Origin of the sequence: Blautia sp. An46 (genome assembly GCF_002161645.1) — a bacterium.
Lineage (GTDB): Bacteria > Bacillota > Clostridia > Lachnospirales > Lachnospiraceae > Blautia > Blautia ornithocaccae.
The window spans coordinates 79,791-106,381 of the sequence record NZ_NFIF01000012.1 but is presented as its reverse complement, the minus strand read 5'-3'; the positions used below and the strand labels follow the sequence as shown (position 1 = coordinate 106,381).

The following is a 26,591-nucleotide window of genomic DNA, read 5'->3' as shown; positions in this document are numbered from 1 at the left end:
GGATTTGGTCTTTTGCTACTGCCATAAATAAACTCCTTTTCGATAAGAATTGTCATATCTGTAATTCTTACCAAAAAGGAGCCAGGTTTTACCAAAGCCACAAAGTTTTTTACACTACCGATCCAGGCAGGAAGGACAGGGCAGCATTTATTTCCCCTCAAACAAACCGCCTGATTTTGAAAGTTCAAAAGTAAATCCTGCAAACGAACCTTTTTCCAGAAAAGGTTTATTAAAGTTCGCCTTTTTAAAGAAATAGAATGAAAGAAGAGAATATTTCGCCTTAAAAACAGCAAAAAGATGCTGCCGCATCTATGATTTCCTAATCATTGGTGCGACAGCCCCCTACTCTTTATCTATATACGATTTCTTTCAATATAATCTCCTCCGTACAAACCCGAATATTATTCATTCTCCTAACCCATGCCATCTGATCCTGCATCTTCAATTCTTCTGTCACTCCCTGCCTTTCTTTCACCTGCTCCACCAATCTGTCCATCATCTGATTACAATCCTCATCAATCTGATGCAGATGCTCATTTAACTTTCCAGCAAGCACCAGCTCCAGATATAGTCCTTTCCGATGCTCCTGCAAATATGACTTTCTCAGCATTCCATACTTTCCAATCGGATACTCTGTCTCTTCCGGGAGGTATAGGTCTGGATAATACAGACCGTCCTCTCCTAAAGTATAACTGATTCCGTTTTCCCCCATAATGTGTTTCTCCATGATTATCCTCCTATCTTGCTCCCCGATCTTTATTCTGACTACGGGTATGCTGTTTATTTTTCTGTTCATTCTGTATTCCTTGTTTCTTTTCTGCCAGCTTCGCTCTAATACCATGTGCTACTGGCTCTTTGCCAGTTTCTTTCTTCCATTTTGCTATTGCAGTTCGATACTCGCTATACTCAGTTTGAGAAGCCTTAAAATCTTTTAAAAAATCCTGTACACTTCTATAACCGATCTTCTGCACAATCCTCGGAAGGTAATCTTTCATATCTCTGATCTGACTTTTCAGTTCATCAATTTCTTTCTGCAATTCTTTTTTCTTTCTTCCTTTAAACCATCCCGTGACCTCTGACAGTTCTTTCTTCTTTGCAGAGAGCTGTTTTTGTTTCTGTTGAATAGCACCGTTTTGATCTTCCAGTTCTTTATTCACTTTAAATAGTTTCGGATACTTTGATGCAAGCCTCGTCATTTTAGGTTGTTCCGGTTCTGCCTTTTCTTCTTTTGTTGCCTTGACTGCTGCCGTGCTATTTTCAGCAACATGCTCTGGGTGTTCTGTTTCCGTTTGCTCTGTCTGTTTTGGCACTTCCCTGGGTTTCTTAAACAGCACACTTGCTATCAAAAACTCCAATGCCTCAACAGCCACTGTTACAACTCTGGAAAATAATCGTGGTCTGTTTCCACGCCGAGCAATTGATTCCCTGATCGGCTCCGTGATTTCTTTCCGCTTCACTTCCATTATCTTCGGTTCTGGCACTCCACTAATCAATGCCATATCAACAGCTCTGTTCCATTCCCGGCGTTTTTGGTTATCTGCTTCTATTTCCTGTGCTTTTGGATTATTTTTTCCGATTTTCTTTGTTGCAAGATAAACACTGCCACGCTCAAATACCTGTAGTTTCTGTTTCTCGTCCTGCACATAAATATTGATTAAATCTGTATAAGAATGCTTTACCTCATCCAAAAATGAATTGCTCTTGAAGCGTTCATCTTTCGCAGTAAACAGCTTCTTCTCATAGACTTCTCCTTTCTTCACAATACTGCAGCCTTCTCGGATCTCGCCATCTTCTCCTAATATCTCTTTCTTGGTTCGGACATGTTTTCCATTTTCATCATAAAACATATTTCTGCTGGCAATCTTAATGATTGGTTCATCTAATAGTTTCCGTTCTGCAAATATCAAATGAATGTGATAATTGGTCTTTCTTTTATTGTGGTGCAAAGCAGCAATGCACTCTGTTCCATAATTCTGTTTAAAATGATTTGTAAAAAGCTGTAGCAATCTATCCGGCTGATATTCTGTAAAACTCTCTGGCAAAGCAATAATCAATTCCCTTGCTTCAATGCATTTGCCCTCCGTCCCACTTTTTACAAATTCTTCCTGATTACATTTTGCAAGTTCCCGCCAGAATTTCCGTTCTGTGGTTTCATAAACTGCATAGAGGTTTTCCTGTTTTACATGACTAGAAATATAAGTGATTCTGCCTTTTACATTGCTTAGTTTTGTCATTTGAATAAATGAATTTCTTCCGATAGGCACTCCCTCCTTATCTTCGGCAAAATAAATTCTGCCATATCATTTGTGAGTGGATGTATTGGCATCCGTTTACGAACTATCCGCCTGTCGGCGGAACAGCTCCCGGCAGGGCGAAATATCCTGAGTACAAATCTTTGATTTGTGCGATGGGTGTATTTCGCTCTCAAACGCCGAGGGCTTTGTGAGATGCTTCTTACATCTACCACAACTTGGCTTTCGCTTTTCATTTTGGGCGTATCCGCCCTCTTTTTCTGCCCGTATCCGGGCTTATTTTTTTCACTAACAACAAACCGACTATTACTCTTCCTGTCTGCTTTATTCCCGTATCCTTGCCCGTACATACTCCAGATCTCCACAATACGGTGTTCCAACCAAATACCATTCTCTCGCCAGATTCATTTCCATTCGTGTCTTTACCCACTGATCATCAACTAGAACTTCCAGACATTCTCCGCAGTGAAATCCTGGATCAATCCATAAGTCTGATGACAATAATCCATATCTTTTGTTATAACTGTTGTAACCTAATCTTCCTTCTCTCATGGTGTCACTCTCCCTTCATTTATCATTTCCGCAGGGACGCCCTGAATCAGGGCCCCCTTTTGAAAAGTTTTTTCTTCGCCAATCAACTACCGGCTACACCTTACAGACCTTCTCTTTGTTTGCTATCTACAGGTGCGTGCCACGCTCCTGTCATTAGGTAATCAAGCAGAACCTTTACCATCGAAAATCTTTATGCATTCCGCACTTATCCAAATATTCTTGTCTTGCCTTTTCCCGTTCTTCCTCGGTTGGTGCTGTTTTGAATGTTGTATATAACTGACGTTTTACCATACTGTCTAATTTTTCCATCAATGCTTTTTCTATCTCCGGCAAATATTCCTCATTCCCGGCAAGATGATACTGGAACAATGCCAGTAATAAATCTTTGGGTATCTGTACCTGTGATTTTCTTTCCATGTTTCTCCTTTCCGTGACGGTTGTGACGATAGTGACGATATTTTCACTACCGGCACGCTATATAAAATACCGTCACAACCGTCACATATCGTCACGCTTGTTTTCCAACAAAAGTTAATCTGATCTTTCTTCCATCATGTCCTCGTTCTGTTTTATACTGAATTCCATATTCCAGAATCAGACGTTCCAGGCTGGCATTTAATTTTCGTGATAATGCGTTCGGCTGCATTTCCACCTGCAATACTTCCACAAGCTCTGTTGCTGTTCCTGCCCACTCTGGCGTAATCTCTGTTACAAGTTCTTTGATTTTTTCCAACACTGGATCTTCTGGTTCTTTCCAAAGTTCTGTCTCTGTCTTGGTAAGTTCCCAGACACATCTCTCCCGGTTAAAGTTCAACCATAGTTTCTGATCCTGCTGGTCACGCCCTGCCACTTCCAGAACTGCTTTATTATCTGTCCGTTTTTCTTTCTGCATGACGAATGCTCCATCCGCAGCTCCAAGCAATCCATTCGTGCCAGAAATCATATCAAAACTATCTGAAGATTCCATTTTCCTTGTATGATGCACAACCAGAAAACAGATACCATATTTATCACTGAATGCTTTCAGCTTCGTTACAATCTCATAATCACTGGCGTAACTGAATTTATCTCCACCAACTTCACGCACTTTTTGAAGAGTATCAATGATAATCAATCTTGCGTCTTTATGCTCTGTCACAAACGTTACAAGCTGTTTTTCCAGTCCGTCATTGAGCGATTTGGATTTTGTAGCGAAATAAAAATTCTCACTACCTTCCATTCCAAACATCTGTGATAATCGCTTCTGCAACCTTGCATAATCATCTTCCAATGCCAGATAGAGAACCGTTCCCTGTCTGACTGAAAAGCCCCACAATGGAAGTCCTTTACTGATGTGATACCCGATCTGTGCCATAAAGAATGATTTTCCAATTTTCGGTGAACCGACAAACAGATACGTTCCGTTATATAGAAGTCCATCTACAATTGGCAGTTTTGGTGGATATGCGGTATCGTATAATTCCATCATAGAAACTGTTTCCAGATCATCTGGATTCTTTTTATTTGCTGATTTTGCTGTATTTTCCGCATTATTTGTGGCTTGCAGATTGCCCTTACCGGGCAAATCTGCTATACTTTGGTTGGTTAATTTATTACTGGATGGCTGTTCCACATCTGCGCCAACAGATGCAATCGGAACAGTCATTTTTTCTTTTACTGTCATTCATTATCCCCTTTCAATCCATACAATGTCTCTGCGACCAATCTCAGGATACTCAACAACTCTTCATTTTCCTCACTGCATTTTTCCAGACGTTTCAATTCTTCATAAATCTCTGCCATCTGATTTCGCAATGCTTTATACACTCTTGGATTTCCCTGTACCACAATTTCCCGATCAGTTAATCGTTTTGTGATATAGTCCTGCTTGCTAAGTCCTGACAATCGAACACATGCATCAATCTGCTCTACTTCTTCCGGTGATACCCGGAATGCTACGATTTTGTTTCTCCATCTTCCTTTACTGTCCAGATTTTTCTCCATTTGATTTTTCCATCCTTTCAATATCCAACTGTTCTGCCATTTGTGTCTGCTCACTTGGAAACAGATGTGCATATCGATAAGTGATATCAATGCTCTCATGTCCCATTCGGTCTGCGATTGCTAATACCGTAAATCCCATATTGATCAATAACGATACATGGGAATGTCTCAAATCATGCACTCGAATTCGTTTCACACCAGATACTTTTGATCCTCTGTTCATTTCATGATGCAGATAAGATTTGGAAATTGTGAAAATTCTTTCGTCTTCCTTCAGACCGTAAAGCATTCCCATATAATCCTGCATCTCATCACATATAAATTGTGGCATCTTGATAAATCTGTTACTTTTAAATGTCTTTGGTGGGGTAATCACATCTTCCCGGTTTAATCTTTGATATGATTTGTTAATTCGCAGTGTATGCGTTGTAAAGTCAAAATCCGCTGGTGTCAGGGCAAGCAACTCTCCTTCACGGATACCACACCAGTAAAGCATTTCAAAAGCGTAGTAAGAAACTGGTTTATCCATCATCACATCTGCAAATTTCAAATACTCTTCTTTCGTCCAGAACAACATTTCCTTATATTCCTCTATTGCTATATTTCCAGCTTTCTGTGCCGGATTAGAAGGCAAATGATAAAAATCAACTGCATGATTGAAAATGGCACTTAACTGGCTGTGGATTTTCCGCAGATATGAAGCAGAATACCCTTTTCCATTCGCTCTCTTAAATGCAAGCAAATGATTCTGCCATGCAATCACATCTTTTGGTTCAATTTCTGCAATCTTTCTCTCCCCAAAGTATGGAAGAATTTTTGTTCTGGCAATATTATTCTTAGTTCCCCATGTGTTATCCCGGATTCGTTCCTTTTTATCTTCTACATAGATTTCATAAAAACTTGCGAAAGTCATATCCAGTTTTGCATCATGCTTTAACATTTGTTCGTGTTCCCACATCTGAGCTTCTCGCTTCGTAGGAAATCCTCGTTTTGAAGTCTGTTTCGTTTTCCATGTCCAGTCGGTATACCGATAAACCACTCGCCACTTCCCAGTGACATTATCTTTGTAAATACTCATACAAATTCTCCTCTCTCTTACACTTCGCTGTAACATACTTTTTTACGGAAATAATTGGTGTTTACTCTGCCAGCTACCGTAAGATAACCCAGCTTCTGTAATTCATCATTTAACTGTTTGACAATCTTATAAGCATAAGACTTGGAAACTCCCAGTTCCGCTGCAACTTCTTCTACTGTCATAAAAGTTCTGTTCGTCACATCGCATCTCTCCTCTCTATATTAACGTAATTTGTTTAAGTTATTACATTCGCATGATACTAAACATTTTAATTTAAGTCAAGTGATTTTATGAGAATATTAAATTTTTTTGTTTAAGTTCTTCTTGCTATCCGAAATTGCTCATGCTATACTGAACCTAAACAGAATTGTTTTATTTTCTATCACAATTAATTATGACAACACGAATGACTACTATAAGGAGGCAAACAAAAATGGCAATCGGACAACGTATCAAATATTTTCGTAACCGCATCGGCATGACACAAAAGCAACTCGGAGAACAACTGGGATTCATGGGAAAAACCTCAGATGTCCGCATGGCTCAGTATGAATCTGAAGCCAGAGTTCCTAAGATTGATCTTGTAAAACAAATGTCTCAGATCTTTGGTGTCAACACACATGCTTTAACCGTGCCCGATATTGATACCCATATAGGTCTGATGCATACACTATTTGCACTGGAAGATATGTATGGTCTGAAGGTAAAAAATGTAGATGGACAACCTCATCTCTGCCTTGACTCTTCCATATCTGCTCCCGGTTCATCTGTCGATGAAATGTTTCGTGCATGGATGGAACAAGCTGACAAACTGGAAAACGGTGAAATCAGCAAGGAAGAATATGATGAATGGAGATATAAGTACCCGGAACTGGATACTTACCAGAAACGTGCCAAGGTACCATCTCAGGAACTGAGTGATTACCTTGTAAAAGAATTGACTAAAAAAGAAAAATAAGAAAAAAGAAAACCTTACCGATATTCAGTTTTTTACTTCTGAAAATCAGTAAGGTTTCTTTATATACGTTATGAAATAAAATTCTTATCTTTTGAATAATCACAAAATGTTGCCATTTCGTTGCCAATCACTAAACAAATTTGTTTGCAACCCGCATAAATACTGACTTTATCAAATTGTGTGGATTATTCAAACTCCAGACAGACGGTAAGCGATATAAACAAAGATTGGCTTATTTACAGGGGTTTTAGCGATTATAAAACGCTATAAAACAATAAAACAAAATTTAAAAATGCAATAAAAATGCAATGGAGTGTGTCAGACCGGAGGAGACCAACTGGCTTCTGCACTCTCTCAATACCTACTGACAAATCATATCATTTTGACGGGCTGACATTCGTTGTCAGCCTTTTTTATTAGGAGGCTTACTTATGGAATACCAATTAGAACTCAAACAAATCGTAGATTTTCCACGCTGCCGGATCTACCGCAACTTCATACAGACTTTATTAAATGACAGGAGCATCCGAACCACCGGAGGCTCTTTTCTTTTCTGGTATCTGATTCTTTGCTCCTACGCCAATTACAGCAATTCAAACCGGCGCATAGAGCAGCTCACTTATACGCTCTCACCGGGCGAATGGATCTGTAGTATCTCAGAACTGCAGGATTGGTTTCGTTGCCGGTTCCAGCATCAGGCCATATCCATCCTGAAGCATCTCCAGGAGGAAGGCTGCATTACCTATTCCCTGCTGGAGAAAAACCGCCTGGTCAAATTCCGGATCACTGACTGGCAGGATGATAATACTGCCCTGAAATACAATTATCCCTGTAAAAAGGATACCGGCTTTTTCTTTTTTCCAATTGGAAAAGCCCATAAATTGATCCAGGCAGGCAAATGCTCGGAAATGGACATTCTGCTCGACCTGTGGATCCACGCTGTATACAATGATCCGTCTGTCCTCTGCTCTGACACCGGCCCTGTCGTCTATTATCGGAATAATACCGGTTCCCCTCTGACCAGCTTCCAGACACTGGGAGAACGGTGGGGACATTCCAAACCTACTGTCTCCAGACTATTAAAAAAGCTGGAGAAGATGAACCTGATCACCCTGGTATCTTTCCGTGGTAATCACGGGAGCATGATTTACCTGAACAATTACCTTTCCATTATGTTTAACATCAGCGACGTACTGATTGACAAGGAGGAGATTGCTATGAAAATGAAACTGCCGATTTACATTCCAAAAGAAACACCTGCAGAGGAAACTGAAGAACCAGAGACTGTGTGCGTACCAGAAACAGTGACGGATGAGCAGATTACTGTTTCAAAACCGATTCCCTGCGTTCCAATTTCGCACATCCGCTACATGGTCAAAAAAGTCGCAAAACTCCTGGATACACAAGGGATTTCCTGCTGTCACTGCCCCCGGACCAGGTATATATTATCTCCCTTATCAGACTGCAAGGATAGTATACCTGTAATTGGTCTAAATATTATCTGCCCCTTTGGAGCCGCAAACTATCGGTTTGAGCTGAACATAGAACCCAGGCCGGAGTCTGCAAAGCTGGAGCCTGAAAAGAAGGCTGGACAGCAGCGCCGAACCGTACTGGCGAACACTCCCCTTCCGAAAGAGGGCAGGATAGGACAGCGGGCTAAAAGGATGCACAGGATGGAGCCACCGGAAATCTTACTGCCAGATCTATCCCCGCAGATACCGGAAAATGCGGGAACTGGAAGTCAGGAAGGAGGTGATCTGTATGCCGAAGCGTAAAGGACAGGACTTCCCAACACCGGAAGAAAATCCCCGGTTTCATGATACGTACCAGTTCCTGCGCCGTTACCGGGATGCTACATACAGTCTGAAAGTGGTCGTTCACCAGATGGAGAACCAGTTCAAGGTGCAGTACGGTTCCAGCATTGATGAATTCCTGGACTCCATTTATGCAGCCGGGGCAGATCTGGCCGGAAGCGACATTGCGGAACGTGCCAAAAGCATTGAGAGGAGCAACCGGATGCTGAAGCTGCTGGAGTCTTCCGTAGATCTTCTGCGGAATAACCACAAATACGGGGAGCAGTATTACTGGATCCTCTACTATGCCTTTCTCTCGCCGCAGCAGCTGAAGAACACGGAAGAGATCCTGGAAAAGCTGGAGCAGCACATTCCCAATATCTCCTACCGTACATACTACCGGAAACGCCACCTGGCGATAGAAGCTCTGAGCAGCATCCTCTGGGGCTATACGGCAAAGGAAACCATAGACACCCTGAATAAATTCTTCCCGGAGTAGGAAGTGGCACACCTCCGGCACAGGATTGTCCCGGTTCTGCGATTGCAGGGTAAATTTACCCATGCTACAATAGGTATTGCTTATAGTTTTCTTTTTACAGCACCCTCGGCGGTGCTTTTTTTGTACCCATAAACCAACGCTGACTGCTGTACGTACAGCCTACGTATATAATAAGTAGATATTTCTACGTATACTCTACGTACAGCACACGCACATTCTACTGAACGGAGGAAATCCGGCATGAAAACAAGAGATCAGATATACCACAGGGAAGGAGAAAAGCTCCTGCGCTTCCTGACCACCTACCATGCCCTCAAGTATGAGCAGGTAATGAAGATGTTTGGTAATCAGGACTCCATCAAGTCGCTGATCACCAGCCTGGTCAAGCAGGGAAGGATTTATCATGATAAGGAAGCCGGCCTGTTATGTGACAGCCCGGAGGCTGCCAAAAACCCGGATCGAGGCACGATTGCTGCCTTCTGGGTTTTACTGGATTTTGAAAAGCCCATCGTATTCCATACCAGCGGGGATTTTCCTGTTAAACTTCACTTCTTTTCAGAGAATGAGGAATATGAAATCCTCTATGTGCCGCTGGAACAGGAAATTTTGGTGGATCATGTGATGAAGTCCATTCCCCGCCACGATGTGTTGCGTCTTGTGGTGCTGGAAAATATCCAGCAGGCGGCGAAACTCTCGATTGAAGGGGTGCTTGCTTTCTGTGTCGTGGATGACTCCGGCTCTGTCAGCTACTACGGAAGGAGGTAATACACCATTTCAAACCAGAAAATTCTCTATGAACGGCTTGCGAAGCTGGAAGGAGAGATCCAGAAACTTAACAACACGGTTTTTGCACTGAAAACCACCGATATCCGTGCATATCCGGAAAACTACGGGGATCTGAGTATGAATGCTGCATTGCGGGCGGAACGGATCGCCTGCCAGATGCGGAACCTGGTCTGTCTGGCCGCCCCGGAAAAACGGAGCGGATACTTAAAAGAAGCGGCAGATGCCCAGGGGATTGAGATCCGGCAGGACGAAGATCTGATCTCCATTACGCTTCCGGGCCTGCTTCCCAAAAGAAAGCAGCACGTCAACGCTGCCTTTCTCCATGAGCCGCTAAACTATGCGCTGCAGAACTACCTGACGGTCCATTCCCTTCCCCTGTACCGGGAATGTGTGGTCTGCTTCAGCCAGATCTATGACCGGAACGGCCCATTTGACCGGGTACGTGATTACGATAACCTGGAGTTCAAACAGCTTCTGGACACGATTGCCACCTATATCATGGTGGATGACAGCGGGCTTTACTGCGACTCCTACCACACCACGGAGCTGGGAGATACGGATCATACTGTCATCTATGTGATGGGAAAATCCCGGTTTCCCCAGTGGCTGAAAGGACGAAAAAACGAGATTGAAACCATATCGGAAATTTCATGATTTTTCCGTCATTTTATCCGACATTGGTAAAACATCCTTTGAAAGCAGGAAATCCCTGCTTTTTTTGTTTGCCGGGAAGCACAACTTTTTACCCAAGTACAGACTTACATGGGTAACTACCGGAAGGAGGGGTGACTGATTTTGTATCCTTCTACCTCCCAGAAATACAGGCTCCTGGAAATGGTCGCTCTTTGCGGGGAATTTCCTGCTGACCAGCTTACCCGTCTGATCCCAAGCCCCTCTTATGGAGAAAAGCTCATTACAGAGTTAAAGGCACAAAAACTGCTGCGGACTCACTATCGGGATCATTTAAGGGGCTATCGCCTGACCGGACGGGCTAAACAGATGCTCCTTGCTCAAAATCCGGAGCGTTTCCGTGACTTCCTCACCGGGAATACCGAAACCAATCAGGTCCGAAGCGAAGTAACCCGTCGGCTGCGTCTGTACCAGAAAGCAGAAACCTATCTGACTCTCCTAAGCGCCGGCATCCCGTTCTTTGCTGACCAGAAACCGGATATTTTCAGGGAAGGCCGCGAAGCCGGTATCCTCACTATGGGAAACCTGCCCCTTTTTTACTCATCACGGGAGTTTAAGCACATCGGTTCAGAGGCAACCAAGATCAGAAATTCCCGGAGCATGGGGGTGCTGCTTGCTCCCCACTGTGCCTATGCACTGTATAACACCGGTGACCATGTACTCAAGTGGGAATACCGGACAGAGGTACGGCTGAACGCCTTCCTGCAGCATTACCTGCAGGATTTCCCCTATACGGGACATCCGAAAGTCCGGGCAATCCTGACCGGGAAGGACATGGACACCGCTTACCAGCTCCTGACCAGTACCGGCGGATACAAAAAGAGTCTGTTTGTAGCGGATACATCCTATGAACACTTTCACTATCTGCCAAACACACCGGAAGGTGAAACGCTTTTGAAACTGCTGGTCCGGCCACGGCTCATGAAACAGCTGGACCAGTTACTGTTATCCGATTTAGGTTCCCGGCAGCCAGACCTTCCCATCGACCATGATGGGGTGGACGCTTCCGGGAACCCTGCGGTTCTTGCATATGATTTTGACTTACACCGAATTAACCGATTCAATACCGGACTGAATGTATACGGCAGAAAGGGGGTGATGATCTGCTTTGATTTCCAAATCCCCTGTCTGAAACGATATCTGACCGCCGACATTCGGTTCTCCAGTATTGACCTCTCTAAATTCAGAAAGGGGTTTTTGCATGAACCGTAAATGGTGGAAGCTCATTTATCTGCTTCCCATCAGCCTCTGCACCTTATATGCAGGCGGCTATATCGCTCAGTTTATCCGAAACTATCGCATCTGGACTGCCGCCGGTAACACGCCGGGCAATGGCAGTTCCCCACAGATGCCATCCCCGCATCCGGCAGCCTGTTTCCAGGCAGTCACCGATTTTCCGTATAACCTGTATGGGATTGGGATCTGCCTTGTGGTATTTGGGCTGCTGATTTTTTTGCTCATGCGGATGGGCTATGACCGCAACGGCGAAGTCGCAGACCGGGAACGGAACCTGAACTACTCGACCAAAGGCACCTATGGCACCTCCGGGTTCATGACGCCGGAGGAGATGCATAAAGTCCTGGAGCTGACTTCTGATGTAAAGAAAAGCAAAGGCACCATATTAGGCAAGCTGAACGGCAAGGCCGTCTGCCTGCCCTACCACACCTATATGAATCGGAATGTGGCAGTCTACGGCTCCAGCGGCTCCATGAAGAGCCGTGCCTATGTCCGAAATGCTATCTTCCAAAGTGTTGCCCGCGGAATTGACGGACCAGGAGAAAGTCTCATCATTACCGATCCGAAATCCGAACTCTATGAAAGTATGTCCGTGTATCTGGAGAATGAAGGCTATACCGTCAAATGTTTCAACCTGGTCAACCCGGAAAACTCCGACAGCTGGAACTGTCTTATGGAGATTAACGGGTCTGAGACAATGGCTCAGGTCTTGGCGGATGTCATCATCCAGAATACCGGCTCTGCTAAAGGGGATCATTTCTGGGATAATGCGGAAATGAACTTGTTAAAAGCCCTGGTTCTGTATGTGGATCAGGGCTTTCCGCCGGAAGCCAAAAATATCGGGCAGGTGTACAAGCTGCTGACTATGAGTTCCGAGAAAGAATTGAACAGCCTGTTTGACCTGCTTCCGGTATCCCATCCGGCAAAAGTGCCTTACTGCATCTATAAGCAGGCCAGCGACACGGTGCGCTCCGGTGTCATCATCGGGTTAGGTGCCAGGCTGCAGGTGTTCCAGAACAAGATGATCCGGCAGATCACCTCCTATGACGAGATCGATCTGACGCTGCCGGGCAAACAGAAATGTGCGTATTTCTGTATCACCTCAGACCAGGACAGCACCTTTGATTTCCTCTCCTCCCTGTTCATGACTTTTATCTTTATCAAGCTGGTCCGTTTTGCGGATAAAGAAGGGGAGGACGGAAAGCTGCCGGTTCCGGTACATATTCTGGCGGACGAGCTGGCCAATACCGGCGCCATCTTGGAGCTGAACAAAAAAATTTCCGTTATCCGGAGCCGAAATTTAAGCATTTCCTGTATTTTCCAGAATTTGCCCCAGATGCAAAACCGGTATCCACTAAACCAGTGGCAGGAAATTATCGGGAATTGTGACAGCCAGTTATTCTTAGGCTGTACCGATGAAGTGACCGCCACCTTTATATCCAACCGGTCCGGAGATGTGACGGTTGGAGTCAGCAGCGAAGCCAAACAGCTCAATTCCTGGCGGGTGTCGGACTACACGCCGGAGTACCGGCAGACCAGATCCATCGGGAAGCGCAAGCTCTTAACGCCGGATGAGATTCAGCGGCTGCCCTTAAATAAGGCGCTTATCATCCTGCGGGGACAGAAAATCCTGGAAGTGGAGAAATACGATTATACGCTCCACCCGGATTCCAAAAAACTGATTCCAAGAAAAGCAGCAGACCACGTTCCCCAGTGGCGGGCGATGGCCGAGCAGGAAGAATACGACTATACACCGACTCTTGCGGAGAATTTAAAGAAAAAGCCCCGGCCTGGCCGCAGCGGCAGACGCCCTGCCTTTCCCTCTCAGGAGAAACCGCTTCGACGGGAACCGGACAAACACGCTTACCCTTCCGGGCAGCCGGAAGAGCTTAGTGACCTGCCGGAAGAATTTCCGGAGTTTCCAGAGGAGATTGTTCCGCTGGATAAAGATTCCATAATGTCTTGATTTATGAAAGGAGGCAGCTTATGCCAAACGAACTGAACCATGCAACATCTATCCTTACCCTGGACGCCGATGCTCAGCTGGAAACGCCGCAGTCCAAAGCGGATCTCATCTGGCACGAGATCCAGAACGCCTACCGCACCCGGAAAATCCTCACCGGGAAACTGGGCGGCATTGAAAAAACGGAGGCCGGCAGTCTGATCGCCATTGTCTATTATAAGGACTTCCGTACCGTCATCCCCATCTCCGAAATGATGCTCAATCTTGTCCAGGATAACGCCCACGATTACGGGGAGCTTTCCCTGCGGCAGAATAAAATCCTCAATAATATGCTGGGGTGTGAGATTGATTTTCTGGTGAAAGGATTAGATACCAAGACACGCAGCATTGTGGCAAGCCGGAAGGAAGCCATGCTGAAGAAACGCCAGATTTTCTATCTGGATACCGATGCATCCGGAAAGCCCAAGGTCTGCGAAGACCGCATCGTGCAGGCCAGAGTGATCGCTGTGGCAGAAAAGGTTGTCCGTGCTGAAATTTTTGGCGTGGAAATTTCCATCCTGGCAAGGGATCTATCCTTTGACTGGCTGGGAGACGCCAGGGAGCGGTTCCGTGTGGGGGATCACATCCTGGTACGGATCCTGGATGTAAAAGCAGAGTCTCCGGAGCAGATTACCGTCCATGCAGATGTCAAAAGCGTAGAAGGCAATACCAGCAAGGAAAATATGAAGAAATGCAAGGTGCAGGGCAAATATGCCGGTGTTGTGGAAGATATCCACAAAGGCACCGTATTCGTCCGGCTCTCGATTGGCGTCAACGCCATCGCCCATTCCTGCTATGATCCCCGTACCGTAGGGAAAAAGGATGAGGTATCCTTTGTCGTTACGCATATTGATGAGGAGCGCAATGTGGCGGTGGGGCTTATTACCCGGATTATCCGGCAGAACCTGTAAAAAAGAAAACGGCAGCACTGTAATATTCGTCTGCAGAGCTGCCATTTCCTACAATATATTTATTGTCAGTGGCTATATGCCATGATATACTATTCCGGTATAATTGAACCAGAAAGACGGATGCTTTTCGATCTTGCCCTCTAGTGAAAAAGGAGGGTGATGCCCATGACTATCACAGAAGTCCTGACTTTACTGTTAGTTATTTTTGCGGCTTTGACTTACATAGATAATCGACATAATAAGAAATAGCATCCTGTACCGTCCAAAGTCAAGGATGCTATCTCTGTATTACTTATAAATTGACTGAGGGCATCAGATTTTGCATCTGATTACCTTTCTGAGTTCATTATACACTGGGGGATGCGAGAAATCAAGTCCCCCAGTTTTATATTTATCCACGCCCCTGGCGAACCTGGCAATTCCAATTTTCTGCACTACAACTTAGGATTTATCATATAAAATATGCAAATCCCCGTCAACAAACCCAATACCAACCGCTAAGTATTCTTTTAATTTGCTTGCATATTTGCCAGAAGAAAGATATTCATTTACTAAATCAATAAAAACCGTTTCCATTGATTTCCAATCACTTTCGCACTCTATCACGAAAGGATTATCTCTTGTAGCAAATACTTCATCACAAGCCCAATCATCATCATCTTTATTGAAAGAAAATGTACCGACTAACTCAATAGACCATTTGTTATCAGCATCTTCATATAGGTTAAAGTTAATCGCTTTTACATCATTATTCAATTCGTCCTTTAAAATCGAATCCAGCCATACAAAAAAATCTTTATTGCCTTTATCCAATTTTAACTTATCAAATAATCCCATACTAAGACCTCCACAACTTCCAATTTTCTGCTCTACAACTTAGAATTTACTGTTTCAAATTAATTCTCATTTAATGATTGTTCAATAAAATCCTTTACTGCATATATATCTTTAAATTCCTTGTACTTTGGAAATCCGTCTATGTTATTATCCACCGAATACGTCAGCGAAAAAATATAATAAATGTCTTTCCCATTTTCACTTCCGGTAACATACAATACATCCCCATTCCCTTCGCACTTTGCCACTGCCCATATCCTTCTATTATACAGAAAATGATTATTTCCAATTTCTTTTTTTAATTCTTCAACCAAAGTTCCGTTTGATTGCGATAACGGTATCATGTGCCAAGTAAAATCTTTACCATATTTATCATACAAATCACAAAACACTTCTTCCGCTGTCATAAAAAAATTTCTCCTTATCACTTCAAATTATCTGGACTACAAATTAGGATTTTATGCTATAAGTTTATATCTGTTATTCACATGTAATTCAAGCAATTCATGCGTAATATATTCTTTATGTCTCCATTCTATCTGTTTATACTCTTCTGAAGAATAATCCGTAATAAAATCAGTCATCTCAGTATAGGGAGCTATTTTTTTAACTTTTATCTTCAGTTGTTCATATATTTTTTTCATACATTCAGGACAATCAATCCTCTTTTCTTGAGCATTATAATATCCTGTGTTTAAAAACAGCCTGCCGCGCGATATTTCTTTTCTATCATGCCATATGCGTGAGAAGTTAGCTTCAATTACAACATTTCCAGATTTGTTATATCCGCCAATTTGTTGCTTATCATCTTGTAACTGAATAAGCACCTTTTCTGTTTCTGGCAAATAGAAAAAATATTTCTTATAATCTGGCTGTACAATATCAACTGAATTGCTGCTAACAATTTTGCCATTTTCTTGTTTACCTACCATACAGCCAATATCCAATGCGTATTGGGCTAACTGTCGAAAATCATTGAACTCCATATAATAGTTTATTTGTTTTCCCATAGCCCAACCTCCTCAAATTGGAATTTGTAGACGAATGCGTTAAAACCAACCTGCTTTTTCGTCTCTGAATTGAGGCTCATTTCCGTGTTCATAAGGATCATAGTGATTGATGTTACAACCGAACTCTTTGAGGAACAAAATGTTGTTGTCACTTGTCCACTCAATAAGGGAAACTCCGTCAAACGCTTCAACCTTTCCATTTTTCATTTGATTTTTAAAGTACCATTCGACTATCGTCTTATTTTCTTTGTGAAAGAACTGTTTTATATCCCATTGAAGAACGGTGCCTCGGGTATTCCATTCGTCAAACCAAAGTTTAATTTTTGCGGAGCCATGATACTCCGGCCCCCAACTTTCAATATAGAGGGAATTGCCTGCAAATATCTCGGAAATACCTAAGTCTTTCTTTTGTAGCCACATATCAAACCATAAACGGATAATCTTTTCTCTTTCATTCATGATTAAACACCTCGATAACTTCCAATTCGACAACTTAGGATTTGTCGTCATCAAAGCAGTAAATTCATTACCGACATAATCGTTCCGGCTTCACATTCTGCGTAATCAAGAGTATTGTCTGGATATAAATATACTTTTGAAAATTCTTTTGCCTTTTCTTTTACTTCGTCGCTAATAATTACCGAATTACAGTTCTTGCAATGTAATACAGGTGCATTTATGACTTTTATACTTTTTCCGTTAATAGCCATAGAAAATTCGCCGGTTTCTGAGTGCAATGTGTTATGACATTTCATACATTTCATTGTAAATCCTCCTTGAAAAATTCCAATTCGACAACTTAGGATTTTCCCTTTAAGGCATCATCCATTTTTGCTATTTCTCTTGATGATTTTTTTGATAATCAATCACCGTACCTATAACAATTCCAATCAATATTCCGATACTTGCACAAATAGGAATGGCAAAAATATTTTGTAAAAACACCCATGCCAACACACCTATGCAGCCACCCACAATAAATCCCGTTAATAAGCCAATAGTTAAATATCTATTGTTTTTCATATTGCTATATCCCCTCTAGCTTAGGAGTTGACGTATTCTCAAAGAAGTTCCAATGCTCTTTTATACAATGGGTCTAATTCGCACCCGCAATTTCCACATTCTTTATCAGCCTGCTTAATTGCTGATACTAAAGCATTTTTATCAGCTTCTCCATCTAACCATTGTTGTGCGGGAACAGCTATTAAATCCCAATCTGACGCAGCAAATTTTTCCATGATAGATTTTAATTCTTCCATAAAGTTCTCCTTTCAGGCTTAAAAATTCCAATTTGTCTCTTCATTCCTCTGCTACTTTCTTCTTCGCTTCCTCCAATGGAAAGTTCGGGATTTCTTCCAACAGTTTCAGACCGATCTGCTGCTTCATGTCCTCATCCACAACTTTTTTCACGTTTCCATCTGGCTGTTCGATTTCTACTGTCGCCAGTTCCTCAATATAATCCGCATAATACGCCAGCACCTTCTCCAGCGCCCATTTCTCCCCGGCGACCGCCGCTTCTATTGTATTCAGATCCAGCGTACATTCCTGTTCTTTCACAAAATCACGCTCCTTTGCTTTCAATAGTCTTATCATACCATAGCCTGAACGGTTAGAACAGCGTATTTCGTCATCCCGCTATGTTCAACGCCCCGCATTATTATTCAGAGTGGAGAATTTTTTTCGGAACCGGCGTTCTTTTATCAAATGTTATTATCAGTTGACAGATTTCCACCCCTTATTGGTGGAATACTAAAGGTAGCTTTTGTTATAATTAATCCACCATAAAAGCAAAAGGGAGTGCAGAATATGAATTTTAATGAAAAATTGATTTCTTTGAGAAAAAGCAAAGGGTTATCCCAAGAAGAACTGGGAGCAGAATTGAATGTGACAAGGCAGACGATTTCAAAGTGGGAAAGCTGCCAGTCCTATCCTGATTTTCAACGGTTGGTATTGTTGAGTGACTTCTTTGGCTTGACGTTAGATGAACTCGTCAAGGACATTGATGTGCAGGAAGTGCGGGAAAAAAACTTAAATAGCGAAAGGCTAAATTCCATATACAGTGATGTGGAAAACGCCAAGAAAATCATAAAATGGGGAGCTATCATCGGAGGCGGTATTGCCGCTGTTCTTCTGATTGTCGTGGTTGTTTTAATTTTTAGCTTTGTATATTGATAGCCATATTTTAAGAAAGGGTATGAGGCATGGGAAAAGACTATTTGTTACAAGTGCAAAATGTAACGAAAAGGTATGGAGATAAAATCGCCTTGAATGATTTTTCTATGGATATATGTCCGGGTGAAATTGTTGCACTAATTGGAGAGAATGGCGCTGGAAAAACAACGCTATTAAATATCATTTGCGGATATAGTAAACCAAGTGCCGGTCAAGTGCAATATAAAGGGAAAAATATCGTTGCAAACCCATTGATAATACGAGAATTTGGCATTTTGATTGAACCGCAATTTTTAGATTACATTTCTGCAGAGGAAAATCTACGTTTGCTTTCACAACTGACTAATTTGAAACAGGACACGCGAATCAAGGAACTGCTGGAAATGACAGAACTTTATAGCAGCCGTAAAAAGAAAGTCAAAGAATTTTCTTTTGGTATGAAGCAGCGGCTCGGTCTATGCCAGTGTTTATTTACAGAAGTCGGTTTTCTGATTTTGGATGAACCCTTTGTTGGCCTTGATCCAATCGGCAAAGAGCTTTTCAAACAGACTATTTTGGATATGGCACATAAACAGAACGTACCAGTATTATTTTCAAGCCATGATTTAGATGATGTAGATGAAATTTGCGATAGAGTGGTCATGATTTCAAAAGGCAACAAGCAGTTAGACCAGCCACTTGAACATAAGCAAACTTATACCGTAAAAATCGAACGCACAATTTCTGATGATATAAAGCGGTCACTTCTTGAAAAATGTAGCGATTTGCGTTTCTTCGAGGATAAAATCATGTTTCAGGACGAAACACTTATTATAGATATTCAGAAGATATTACTGCAAAAAGGGCATTATATTTGTGGTTTCTCCGTCCAGAAAAATAATCTCAAAAGCCTGTTTGGAATGGAGGGATAAGAATGAACACTCTTGCAATTATCACAAAAGTAGAATTAAAAAAACTATTCCAAAGAAAAGATTCGTGGCTCATGTTTGCAATTTTACTTGTGCCAATTTTATATTCTGTGGGTTTAGCTTCTAATTCAGATGTTATCACATATACAGGTACAGGAAATATAACAGCCATAGGCTTTGTCAGCGCAATGTTTCAGATGAGTCAGTCTATGTTCATTTTCAATGTGATTTTATCTGCAATCATTGGAAGAAGTTTGGCATCAGAAATTGAGAATAAGAGTATTCGCTTATACATAAATCAAATCGGTATCCGAAAATTGATATATGGAGGCAAAGAATTAGCACTGTTAATTTTTTCGGTATTCATAGATATTTTATTAGTTCTAACGAGTATCGTATTTTATTATGCTGTGCTTGTTCACAATCCAAATGTTGCAAGCGGCATATTCTATGATAGTAATGTGAGTATGGAAGTCGCTCAAATCATTTGTAATTGTATGTTTTGGCTGATAACGATTTTTCTCGTAATGCTAATGGCAACAAGGTTGAAGACACTTGTATGTGTAGGCGTGTACATGATTCTCTATATCATAATGAATTTAATGTCTTATATAGACGGGATAAAATATCTCTCGCCATTACATTACATAGTTGTAACTTCTTCAAACAGCTCACAAATCGCACTCTCTACAATGCTTTTTCTCCTTTATTCTATTTGTGCGGGAATATTATTTACCCATATTGGTATTCGCAAGATTGAGAAAATGGATTTGTAAAAGAAGTAGCAAAGGCGGCCGAGCCAGTCAACGATCAAGATGAACGCGCATTGGCATTGACATCCTTATTCGCCTTTACAGATAGGCAAGCACGGGGGACAGCACAAAGTGCTGCCGCCCCGCATTATTAATCAGAATGAAATAGCTTTTCGGGATTGGCTTTGAAACATTTCTTTGACTGTTCTGATGCAGCATATCCCCCGTCTGCCCTTTGAAGTTTTGCAGAGGCCGATTGTTTCAGAATCATCATATCCACACTTTCATTTCTTTGCTTCACTTCAAAAAATATCAGAAAAATATGAGAAGCCATAAAGACATGGAATTTTCAAAATGTATCTGCAGGTTCCCGTTACTTTCTTTCCGGCGCATAGACCGCCTCCACCTCCATCCCGTCTTCCGTCTGATCCAGCCGTACATAATAATCCCTGATGTAGTAGCTGGCATGCTGCTCCTGCAGGGAATACAGCTCCAGCGTCTGAAAATCCACCAGACAAAGATCCCTGGGCTTTGGTTCCTCCCCTTCCGGTCCGTAGGTTTCCATGACAGCGAGCAGCTTATCCAGGCAGTCCTGGCAGAGAATGGTTTTTGCCTTCTCCACATCCAGGATGCTATCTTCCCCATAACTGACTTTCACCTTGGAAATCCCACGGGAGGGTGTCTGTGTGCTGGAAAAGAAATCTCCGCCTTCCCCGGTGCCTGTCATGGCAGTCCTGGTGCCACTGGTATCTGCTCCGTCCTCCTCATGAGGCAGGATGCCGAAATCCAGCACATACCACTGGTTTACACTGATAATCCCCAGATCATCAAACTGCCGGAAATATCCCATCAGGCTTTCCTTTGCTGTACCACACAGATAACAGCCCTCCGAATCCGACAATTCCGACTGGACTGCTGGCAATTCTTTATACTCCATAGAAGTGAACTCCTCCTGTTGCAGCATATCTGCCGTATCTTTCATTTTCCCAAAAGCTGTGAAAAAAAGAAGCAGGGCAGCCAGGATGCCCGCTCCCCATACCAGTTCTTTTCTCATCCGGTAATACTTTCCTTTCTGCATCGTCCTTCCTCCCGCTTTATTTATGTCTGTAACAAGCATTATTTGTGTCTGTTATGAGCATAAATAGTATGTGGTTCAGACACTATTTATGTCTTACCATAAAGGCAAACATGGAAAGGGGGTGTAAAGAACATGGAACAATCTGAAATCAGGCGGATCGGCAGGATCCTGAAGGAACGACGGCTCCAGCTCGGATACACCCAGGAATATGCTGCAGAAAAAGCAGGCATTTCCTATTCATACTATACCAAGATTGAACGTGGACAACAACTTCCATCTCTGGAAGTTGCCATGGTCCTTTCCAAAACCTTCAGCCTGTCTATGGATCGCTGGCTTTTATGCCAGGCGCATGATTACAGGATGTCACCGGCTGCCTTAAACCTCATCCAATATGTCAGCTCCCTGGATAACAAAACCATCGAAACGATCCAGGAGCTGCTCTCCAAAGCCTCCCTGGTAGAGAAACAGAACTGACCGCAGGGCCTAAGCCCCTGCGGTTTTGCAATGAATACATTGCAATTATACTCGGAATATCCAGTAGAATCAAGGAAACTGCAATGAATACATTGCAAATTCACGAGATCGGTTTCGGCATACTCCCGGAAACACGAAAAAGGAGGCTTCTTTCATGGAACAAAAACTGAAACAGGATATTCAGATTGGCGAAACCATCCGCTCCCTGCGCATGGAGCGGAAGCTGACACAGGACCAGGTGGTTTCCAAACTGCAGCTTATGGATCTGGACATCACCCGGAGCATCTACTCTCAGATCGAAGGCGGTACCTACAGCATCCGCATCTCGGTCCTTGCAGGCCTTGCCCAGATCTTTCAGGTGGACTATAACACCTTCTTTCGGGATGTCCATCTCCCAGGTTCAGAATAATTCTTCTCCCCCAAATCTTCCCGCTTTCTCTTCGTTCTGACCGTGGCACATATTCTTCCCGGTTTCGCACGAAACTGGCACGGTTTTGCGATTGTGCCGTAAATTTCCCCGTGTTACAATAGGTACTGTCAAAATTATATGCAGCGAAAACGCAGCGCATCCAAAGGCGGCAGCCTCCCGCCCGGATTGGCTGCGTTTTTTCGTGCAGGGAAAGGAGGTTTCCCTTCAACAACTTCATATGGCTTTGCAGAAGTAGTCCGCATTGACCGGGCTGCTTTTGCTTTTTGAGGCAGGAAATTATAAGCACGGGCGGGAAAAGCAATCCCGTCCGTTTTTTCAAGATCAATGAAGGAGGTCATACATGAAACAGTTACCTGCAAACTCTTCACCGGAGAAAAAGCGGACGGTCTGCTACGGGAAATACCTCTACGCAGCCTTCCTGCTCTTTACGCTTATCGCAGCGAATGTCCAGCCGGTGCTTGCTTCCAATATGTGGGACAAGGCCAATGAGATCATGAAGGATGTTTATAACCAGATCGTCCTCATATCCACCATTGCCGCCGTAGTGACCGCATCCGTGGCGCTGCTTTTGATGAATTTCTCGAAATCCGGCAAGACCGTGGATGAGAGCCGTGCCTGGCTGAAGCGGATCATCATTACCTGGGCGATTCTGAACGGCCTTGGTTTTATTATGGCATACATTACCCCGTTCTTTGCCGGAGGCACATACAGCGGATAAGCCCGGAAAGGAGGAAACCACATGGGAATACTGGACGGAATCGTGGAATGGATCGCAGAACAGGTCATGAACATCCTGGATCTGATCACCACTTCAGTCCTGGGCGCCCTCGGCTGCTCCATGGACACGTTCCTGCGCTATTTTCCTGCGGCTGAGACGATGTACGATGTGTTTCTTGCTTTGGCTCTTGGCCTCATCCTCTTAAACTGGGTGTGGCAGCTTTTCAAGAACTACTTCATGGGTGCCGGAATCGAAGCGGAGGATCCCCTGAAACTTTCCATCCGTTCTTTTATTTTTATCTTCCTGGCCTTTTATGCAGAAGACATCGTGAACCTGCTCCTTGGCATCGCAGGGACGCCTTATGACTGGATCTTGACGGAGGAGCTTCCCTCCCTGGATTTTGCCAGCTTCAATTCAGTCATCACTGTCATCCTGGGTGTATGCGCCAATGGAGCCGTGGCGATTATCGCCCTGATTTTAGTTTTGATTTTGGCGTGGAATTACATCAAGCTGCTCTTTGAGGCAGCGGAACGCTACATCCTTTTGGGAGTGCTGGTCTACACGGCGCCGGTTGCCTTTGCCACAGGTGCCTCCCAGTCCACCGGGAACATCTTCCATTCCTGGTGCCGGATGCTGGGCGGGCAGTTCTTCCTGCTACTGATGAACGCCTGGTGCCTGCGGCTGTTTACCAGCATGGTCGGCACTTTCCTCGCAAACCCGTTATCACTCTGATGAAAGGAGGAGTCCATGAAATACAAGAAACCAATCCTCACTGCCCTGATACTGGTTTCCTGCCTGGTATTGTTCTGCTCCATGCCGGTCTTTGCGGCAGAGCTGACAGAAGCCCAGGTGGAGGAAGCCGTAGCAGAACAGGGAAAGGAAGCCGTGACCGGAAATGTGTTCATCTGGTTCCTCTGTGCCATTGCTTTCCTCAAGGTTTCCCAGAAGATCGACAGCTTTATGGCATCCCTGGGGATCAATGTAGGAAACACCGGCGGGAACATGATGGCGGAGCTGCTCATTGCAGGCCGGGGCCTTGCCGGAGCCTTCCATGGGCATGGCGGTGGCGGCGGATACCGCAGGGCATCCTCTCCCGGAAGCGCAGCCGTTGGCGGCAGCTTTCTCTCCGGAGGGCTTGCCGGGGCGGTGGGACGCCAGGTACAGCGGGAAGCCGTCAATGCTGCTACCCATTATTCGGAAGGCCCCAGCGTTGGGAATATGCTTTATCAGTCCTCGCTCAAGAAAGGCGGAGACTTTGCCAATAATGTGATCAGCAATATCGCCCAGGGCAATTACGGGCAGGTCGGCTCCATCAAAGGGGAGGATGCGGCAAAAGCCTATGCCTCCTACATGGGAATCGACACCTCTGCTCCGGATGCCGCCACCTACTCGAACATGGAGATCGGCGGCGGACGGATGACCGGCGTGGAAAAAACGGATGCCGGCAGCCGGGAATTTGCCCTTTACAGTGCTGACCAGTACGCAGCTCCTACCCATGGCAGCTTTGAGACGGTCCAATCCGTGGACGGCACTGCCTGGTATAAGCAGTACGCACAGGATACGGTGGAGAAAACGCCGTATGACGCTGGCAATGGAAAAGTCGCCTACAACGAATCCATTGTCCAGAAGCTCCCGCCGGCACCCCAGCGAAAGGACCGGATGTAAATGGCGGAGCAAAGCTCCGGCCTTGGGGAAGCTGTCGATGTAGGCACCAGTGCAGCCTCCCACTTACAGGCCATGAAGACCGCCGCCCATCTGTCCAAGACCGTGGCGGGTGCGGCAGCCGGTCCCTTTACGGCAGCCATCAGTGCTGCCATCGCAAACCGGCATACTCTTTTGAAAGCCGGAGCCGTTATCCTGGGGTTTTTACTGCTTCCCGTGCTATTCATCCTGATGCTGCCAGGGCTGATCTTCGGATCCCTGACAGAAAACACCGGGGCTTTAAACAGCAATGCCCTGATCAATGAGAATATCCAGAACGCCAGGCAGGCGATTGTGGAAGTCCTGGAAGAAAGCCATGCGGATCTTTTAGAAGAGATCAACACTGCCATTGCCGCTCTTCCGGAGGGGTCCACCGTACAGATCGTAGATCCCTATGAGACAACCATAGCGGTCAATGCCCATCTTTTAATCTCCCAGTTCTGTGCGAGCCAGGATGATTATGAAAATATCAATATCGACAAACTCCAAAGCCTGATCCGGGAAAACAAGGACGGGCTTTTTTCTTATGATGTAGCGGAAGAAACCGTTTCTGTGGAAGTGGAGACGGAAGCCGCAGAAGGGGAAACTCCTCAGACGGAAACCGTTACATTTACCCGCTATACCTATACCGTTTCCTTTGCCGGTGACGCCTATTTTGCTGACCATGTATTTTACTTGAGCGAGGAACAAAAGGAACTGGCGGAAAACTACGCCAGTAACCTGACACTCTTCTTTGGCGCTGCCTCCGGCACGGCTATGGCGATCAACTTAAGTGATGAGGTGCTTGCCTACCGGCCACTGGTATCCGAGATTGCCGCCCGGTATGGGATGAGCGATTATGTGGAGCTGATCCTGGCCGTCATGATGCAGGAATCCGGCGGACGGGGAAGCGATCCCATGCAGGCATCGGAAAGCGGATACAATACCCGGTTCCCCAGAGGCCCCGGCACGATCACCGATCCGGAATACTCCATTGAGTGCGGCATCCAGGCGCTCCGGGACGTCCTGCAGAAAGCCGGATGCACCGGGCCGACGGACCTGGACCGGATCAAGCTGGCCCTCCAGGGCTATAATTACGGTTCCGCTTACATCGACTGGGCCATGGAACGGGACGGCGGCTACACAAAGGAAAACGCCATTGCCTACTCCGACATGATGTGCGCCCGGCCCGGCTGGAACTATTCCATCTACGGGGACAAGGAGTACGTGGATCATGTCCTGCGCTATTACCAGGTACTGAATACCGGCGGCACTTACCCGGCGAACGGGATGCAGATCCCCCTCTACATCCAGACGGAATACAGCCATATTCCTTACGGCACCGGCTCCATTGCGGACTGCGGCTGCGGGCCTACCGCCTTTGCCATGGTAGCAAGCTACCTGACTGGCAGCACCATTACTCCGGTGGATGCAGTCGCCTGGTGCGGCAATTCCTATTATAAGGCGGGGGAAGGCACCTACTGGTCCTATTTCCAGGCGGCGGCTTCTCATTTCGGATGCGGAAGCGTCACCCAGACCATGGATGCAAATGCGGTGCTGCAGGCGTTATCAGAAGGGAAGCCTGTGATCTCCTCCCAGAGACCGGGGCTGTTTACCAGCGGCGGGCATTTTATTGTTCTCCGTGGCCTGACCGCAGACGGGAAGGTGCTGGTAAACGATCCCAATGATAGCGACTCCAAGAACTACGTGAACCGTGCATTTGACATGATGACGGAAATCCATGCGACTTCCTCGCAGTATTGGATTTTCGAGAAGAAATAGAGGAGTGCTT

34 protein-coding genes are annotated in these 26,591 nt (G+C 44.6%); 17 read left to right on the top strand and 17 right to left on the bottom strand.

Annotation, left to right across the window (positions count from 1 at the left end; translation table 11 throughout):
* Positions 1–349 precede the first annotated feature (349 nt).
* From B5G00_RS11390 to B5G00_RS11350, 8 genes are all read right to left on the bottom strand, one after another.
* Positions 350–727 carry a TnpV protein gene (locus B5G00_RS11390; protein ID WP_087272802.1) on the bottom strand — a complete coding sequence of 126 codons (378 nt, stop codon included), beginning with the start codon at positions 725–727 and terminating at the stop codon, positions 350–352.
* Positions 728–737: 10 nt separating this feature from the next.
* Positions 738–2,234, bottom strand: coding sequence for a MobA/MobL family protein (locus B5G00_RS11385; RefSeq protein WP_087272800.1), 1,497 nt, complete (start codon positions 2,232–2,234; stop codon positions 738–740).
* 342 nt (positions 2,235–2,576) lie between these two features.
* Complete coding sequence (locus B5G00_RS11375; protein ID WP_087272793.1) at positions 2,577–2,804, bottom strand: DUF5348 domain-containing protein; 228 nt, start codon at positions 2,802–2,804, stop codon at positions 2,577–2,579.
* A gap of 174 nt (positions 2,805–2,978) precedes the next feature.
* The gene (locus tag B5G00_RS11370; RefSeq protein WP_087272789.1) at positions 2,979–3,221 is read right to left on the bottom strand and encodes a complexin-2; all 243 of its coding nucleotides are present in this window, start codon (positions 3,219–3,221) and stop codon (positions 2,979–2,981) included.
* Positions 3,222–3,312: 91 nt separating this feature from the next.
* Complete coding sequence (locus B5G00_RS11365; protein ID WP_087272786.1) at positions 3,313–4,467, bottom strand: AAA family ATPase; 1,155 nt, start codon at positions 4,465–4,467, stop codon at positions 3,313–3,315.
* Positions 4,464–4,787, bottom strand: coding sequence for a plasmid mobilization protein (locus B5G00_RS11360; RefSeq protein ID WP_087272783.1), 324 nt, complete (start codon positions 4,785–4,787; stop codon positions 4,464–4,466). Before B5G00_RS11360 ends, B5G00_RS11365 begins: the two co-directional genes overlap by 4 nt.
* Complete coding sequence (locus B5G00_RS11355; RefSeq protein ID WP_087272780.1) at positions 4,765–5,865, bottom strand: site-specific integrase; 1,101 nt, start codon at positions 5,863–5,865, stop codon at positions 4,765–4,767. Before B5G00_RS11355 ends, B5G00_RS11360 begins: the two co-directional genes overlap by 23 nt.
* Positions 5,866–5,882: 17 nt before the next feature.
* Positions 5,883–6,065: a transcriptional regulator gene (locus tag B5G00_RS11350; protein ID WP_026650251.1), complete on the bottom strand. Its 183-nt coding sequence runs from the start codon at positions 6,063–6,065 to the stop codon at positions 5,883–5,885.
* A 233-nt stretch (positions 6,066–6,298) separates the two neighbouring features.
* Here B5G00_RS11350 and B5G00_RS11345 point away from each other — a divergent pair, with 233 nt between their 5' ends.
* From B5G00_RS11345 to B5G00_RS11310, 8 genes are all read left to right on the top strand, one after another.
* A complete protein-coding gene (locus tag B5G00_RS11345; protein WP_087272777.1) occupies positions 6,299–6,823 on the top strand; it encodes a helix-turn-helix domain-containing protein in 525 nt (174 codons plus the stop codon).
* A 431-nt stretch (positions 6,824–7,254) separates the two neighbouring features.
* Positions 7,255–8,598: a MarR family transcriptional regulator gene (locus tag B5G00_RS11340; RefSeq protein ID WP_242971340.1), complete on the top strand. Its 1,344-nt coding sequence runs from the start codon at positions 7,255–7,257 to the stop codon at positions 8,596–8,598.
* Positions 8,585–9,115, top strand: a complete 531-nt coding sequence (locus tag B5G00_RS11335) for a hypothetical protein (protein WP_015574567.1) — start codon at positions 8,585–8,587, stop codon at positions 9,113–9,115. Before B5G00_RS11340 ends, B5G00_RS11335 begins: the two co-directional genes overlap by 14 nt.
* Before the next feature lie 240 nt (positions 9,116–9,355).
* Positions 9,356–9,880: a DUF5697 family protein gene (locus B5G00_RS11330; protein ID WP_087272774.1), complete on the top strand. Its 525-nt coding sequence runs from the start codon at positions 9,356–9,358 to the stop codon at positions 9,878–9,880.
* 6 nt (positions 9,881–9,886) lie between these two features.
* The gene (locus B5G00_RS11325) at positions 9,887–10,555 is read left to right on the top strand and encodes a DUF6100 family protein (protein WP_087202401.1); all 669 of its coding nucleotides are present in this window, start codon (positions 9,887–9,889) and stop codon (positions 10,553–10,555) included.
* Between the two features lie 141 nt (positions 10,556–10,696).
* Entirely contained in the window at positions 10,697–11,803 is a 1,107-nt protein-coding gene (locus B5G00_RS11320; RefSeq protein WP_296101851.1) for a hypothetical protein, read from the top strand.
* Positions 11,793–13,793 carry a VirD4-like conjugal transfer protein, CD1115 family gene (locus B5G00_RS11315; RefSeq protein ID WP_087272769.1) on the top strand — a complete coding sequence of 667 codons (2,001 nt, stop codon included), beginning with the start codon at positions 11,793–11,795 and terminating at the stop codon, positions 13,791–13,793. Before B5G00_RS11320 ends, B5G00_RS11315 begins: the two co-directional genes overlap by 11 nt.
* A gap of 20 nt (positions 13,794–13,813) precedes the next feature.
* Positions 13,814–14,740 carry an RNA-binding protein gene (locus B5G00_RS11310; protein ID WP_087272766.1) on the top strand — a complete coding sequence of 309 codons (927 nt, stop codon included), beginning with the start codon at positions 13,814–13,816 and terminating at the stop codon, positions 14,738–14,740.
* A 441-nt stretch (positions 14,741–15,181) separates the two neighbouring features.
* Here the strand turns inward: B5G00_RS11310 and B5G00_RS19335 are convergent, their stop codons facing one another.
* The 8 genes from B5G00_RS19335 to B5G00_RS11270 form a co-directional block, all read right to left on the bottom strand.
* Positions 15,182–15,577, bottom strand: a complete 396-nt coding sequence (locus B5G00_RS19335) for a hypothetical protein (RefSeq protein WP_087272764.1) — start codon at positions 15,575–15,577, stop codon at positions 15,182–15,184.
* A 59-nt stretch (positions 15,578–15,636) separates the two neighbouring features.
* Positions 15,637–15,984: a hypothetical protein gene (locus B5G00_RS11300; protein WP_087272761.1), complete on the bottom strand. Its 348-nt coding sequence runs from the start codon at positions 15,982–15,984 to the stop codon at positions 15,637–15,639.
* Positions 15,985–16,035: 51 nt separating this feature from the next.
* Positions 16,036–16,587: a hypothetical protein gene (locus B5G00_RS11295; protein ID WP_087272758.1), complete on the bottom strand. Its 552-nt coding sequence runs from the start codon at positions 16,585–16,587 to the stop codon at positions 16,036–16,038.
* 39 nt (positions 16,588–16,626) lie between these two features.
* Positions 16,627–17,046 (bottom strand): conjugal transfer protein, encoded by a 420-nt coding sequence (locus B5G00_RS11290; protein ID WP_087272755.1) that lies wholly within the window; start codon positions 17,044–17,046, stop codon positions 16,627–16,629.
* A gap of 50 nt (positions 17,047–17,096) precedes the next feature.
* On the bottom strand, positions 17,097–17,351 hold the full coding sequence (locus B5G00_RS11285; protein ID WP_087272752.1) for a YgiT-type zinc finger protein: 255 nt from the start codon (positions 17,349–17,351) through the stop codon (positions 17,097–17,099).
* 70 nt (positions 17,352–17,421) lie between these two features.
* Positions 17,422–17,610, bottom strand: a complete 189-nt coding sequence (locus B5G00_RS11280; RefSeq protein ID WP_087272749.1) for a hypothetical protein — start codon at positions 17,608–17,610, stop codon at positions 17,422–17,424.
* 38 nt (positions 17,611–17,648) lie between these two features.
* Positions 17,649–17,846, bottom strand: coding sequence for a hypothetical protein (locus B5G00_RS11275; protein ID WP_087272746.1), 198 nt, complete (start codon positions 17,844–17,846; stop codon positions 17,649–17,651).
* Between the two features lie 40 nt (positions 17,847–17,886).
* Positions 17,887–18,144 carry a helix-turn-helix domain-containing protein gene (locus tag B5G00_RS11270; RefSeq protein WP_206423789.1) on the bottom strand — a complete coding sequence of 86 codons (258 nt, stop codon included), beginning with the start codon at positions 18,142–18,144 and terminating at the stop codon, positions 17,887–17,889.
* 249 nt (positions 18,145–18,393) lie between these two features.
* Between B5G00_RS11270 and B5G00_RS11265 the strand changes: the two genes are divergently transcribed.
* Genes B5G00_RS11265 through B5G00_RS11255 form a run of 3 tightly spaced genes read left to right on the top strand, consistent with a single transcriptional unit; the run spans position 18,394 to position 20,443 of the window.
* The gene (locus B5G00_RS11265; protein WP_087272740.1) at positions 18,394–18,759 is read left to right on the top strand and encodes a helix-turn-helix domain-containing protein; all 366 of its coding nucleotides are present in this window, start codon (positions 18,394–18,396) and stop codon (positions 18,757–18,759) included.
* 29 nt (positions 18,760–18,788) lie between these two features.
* Positions 18,789–19,670, top strand: coding sequence for an ABC transporter ATP-binding protein (locus B5G00_RS11260; RefSeq protein WP_087202385.1), 882 nt, complete (start codon positions 18,789–18,791; stop codon positions 19,668–19,670).
* A 2-nt stretch (positions 19,671–19,672) separates the two neighbouring features.
* Positions 19,673–20,443 (top strand): hypothetical protein, encoded by a 771-nt coding sequence (locus tag B5G00_RS11255; protein ID WP_087202383.1) that lies wholly within the window; start codon positions 19,673–19,675, stop codon positions 20,441–20,443.
* Between the two features lie 349 nt (positions 20,444–20,792).
* Here the strand turns inward: B5G00_RS11255 and B5G00_RS11245 are convergent, their stop codons facing one another.
* Entirely contained in the window at positions 20,793–21,497 is a 705-nt protein-coding gene (locus tag B5G00_RS11245; protein WP_087202379.1) for a hypothetical protein, read from the bottom strand.
* A 132-nt stretch (positions 21,498–21,629) separates the two neighbouring features.
* Between B5G00_RS11245 and B5G00_RS11240 the strand changes: the two genes are divergently transcribed.
* The 6 genes from B5G00_RS11240 to B5G00_RS11210 all read left to right on the top strand — a co-directional run bounded on the left by B5G00_RS11240 (position 21,630) and on the right by B5G00_RS11210 (position 26,581).
* A complete protein-coding gene (locus B5G00_RS11240) occupies positions 21,630–21,971 on the top strand; it encodes a helix-turn-helix domain-containing protein (protein ID WP_087202377.1) in 342 nt (113 codons plus the stop codon).
* 154 nt (positions 21,972–22,125) lie between these two features.
* Positions 22,126–22,380, top strand: a complete 255-nt coding sequence (locus B5G00_RS11235) for a helix-turn-helix domain-containing protein (RefSeq protein ID WP_054352600.1) — start codon at positions 22,126–22,128, stop codon at positions 22,378–22,380.
* Between the two features lie 361 nt (positions 22,381–22,741).
* Positions 22,742–23,119 carry a hypothetical protein gene (locus tag B5G00_RS11225; protein WP_015574505.1) on the top strand — a complete coding sequence of 126 codons (378 nt, stop codon included), beginning with the start codon at positions 22,742–22,744 and terminating at the stop codon, positions 23,117–23,119.
* Between the two features lie 21 nt (positions 23,120–23,140).
* Positions 23,141–23,851 carry a hypothetical protein gene (locus tag B5G00_RS11220; RefSeq protein WP_087162270.1) on the top strand — a complete coding sequence of 237 codons (711 nt, stop codon included), beginning with the start codon at positions 23,141–23,143 and terminating at the stop codon, positions 23,849–23,851.
* Positions 23,852–23,866: 15 nt separating this feature from the next.
* Positions 23,867–24,784 (top strand): hypothetical protein, encoded by a 918-nt coding sequence (locus B5G00_RS11215; protein WP_087202374.1) that lies wholly within the window; start codon positions 23,867–23,869, stop codon positions 24,782–24,784.
* On the top strand, positions 24,785–26,581 hold the full coding sequence (locus B5G00_RS11210; RefSeq protein WP_087202372.1) for a lysozyme family protein: 1,797 nt from the start codon (positions 24,785–24,787) through the stop codon (positions 26,579–26,581).
* Positions 26,582–26,591 lie beyond the last annotated feature (10 nt).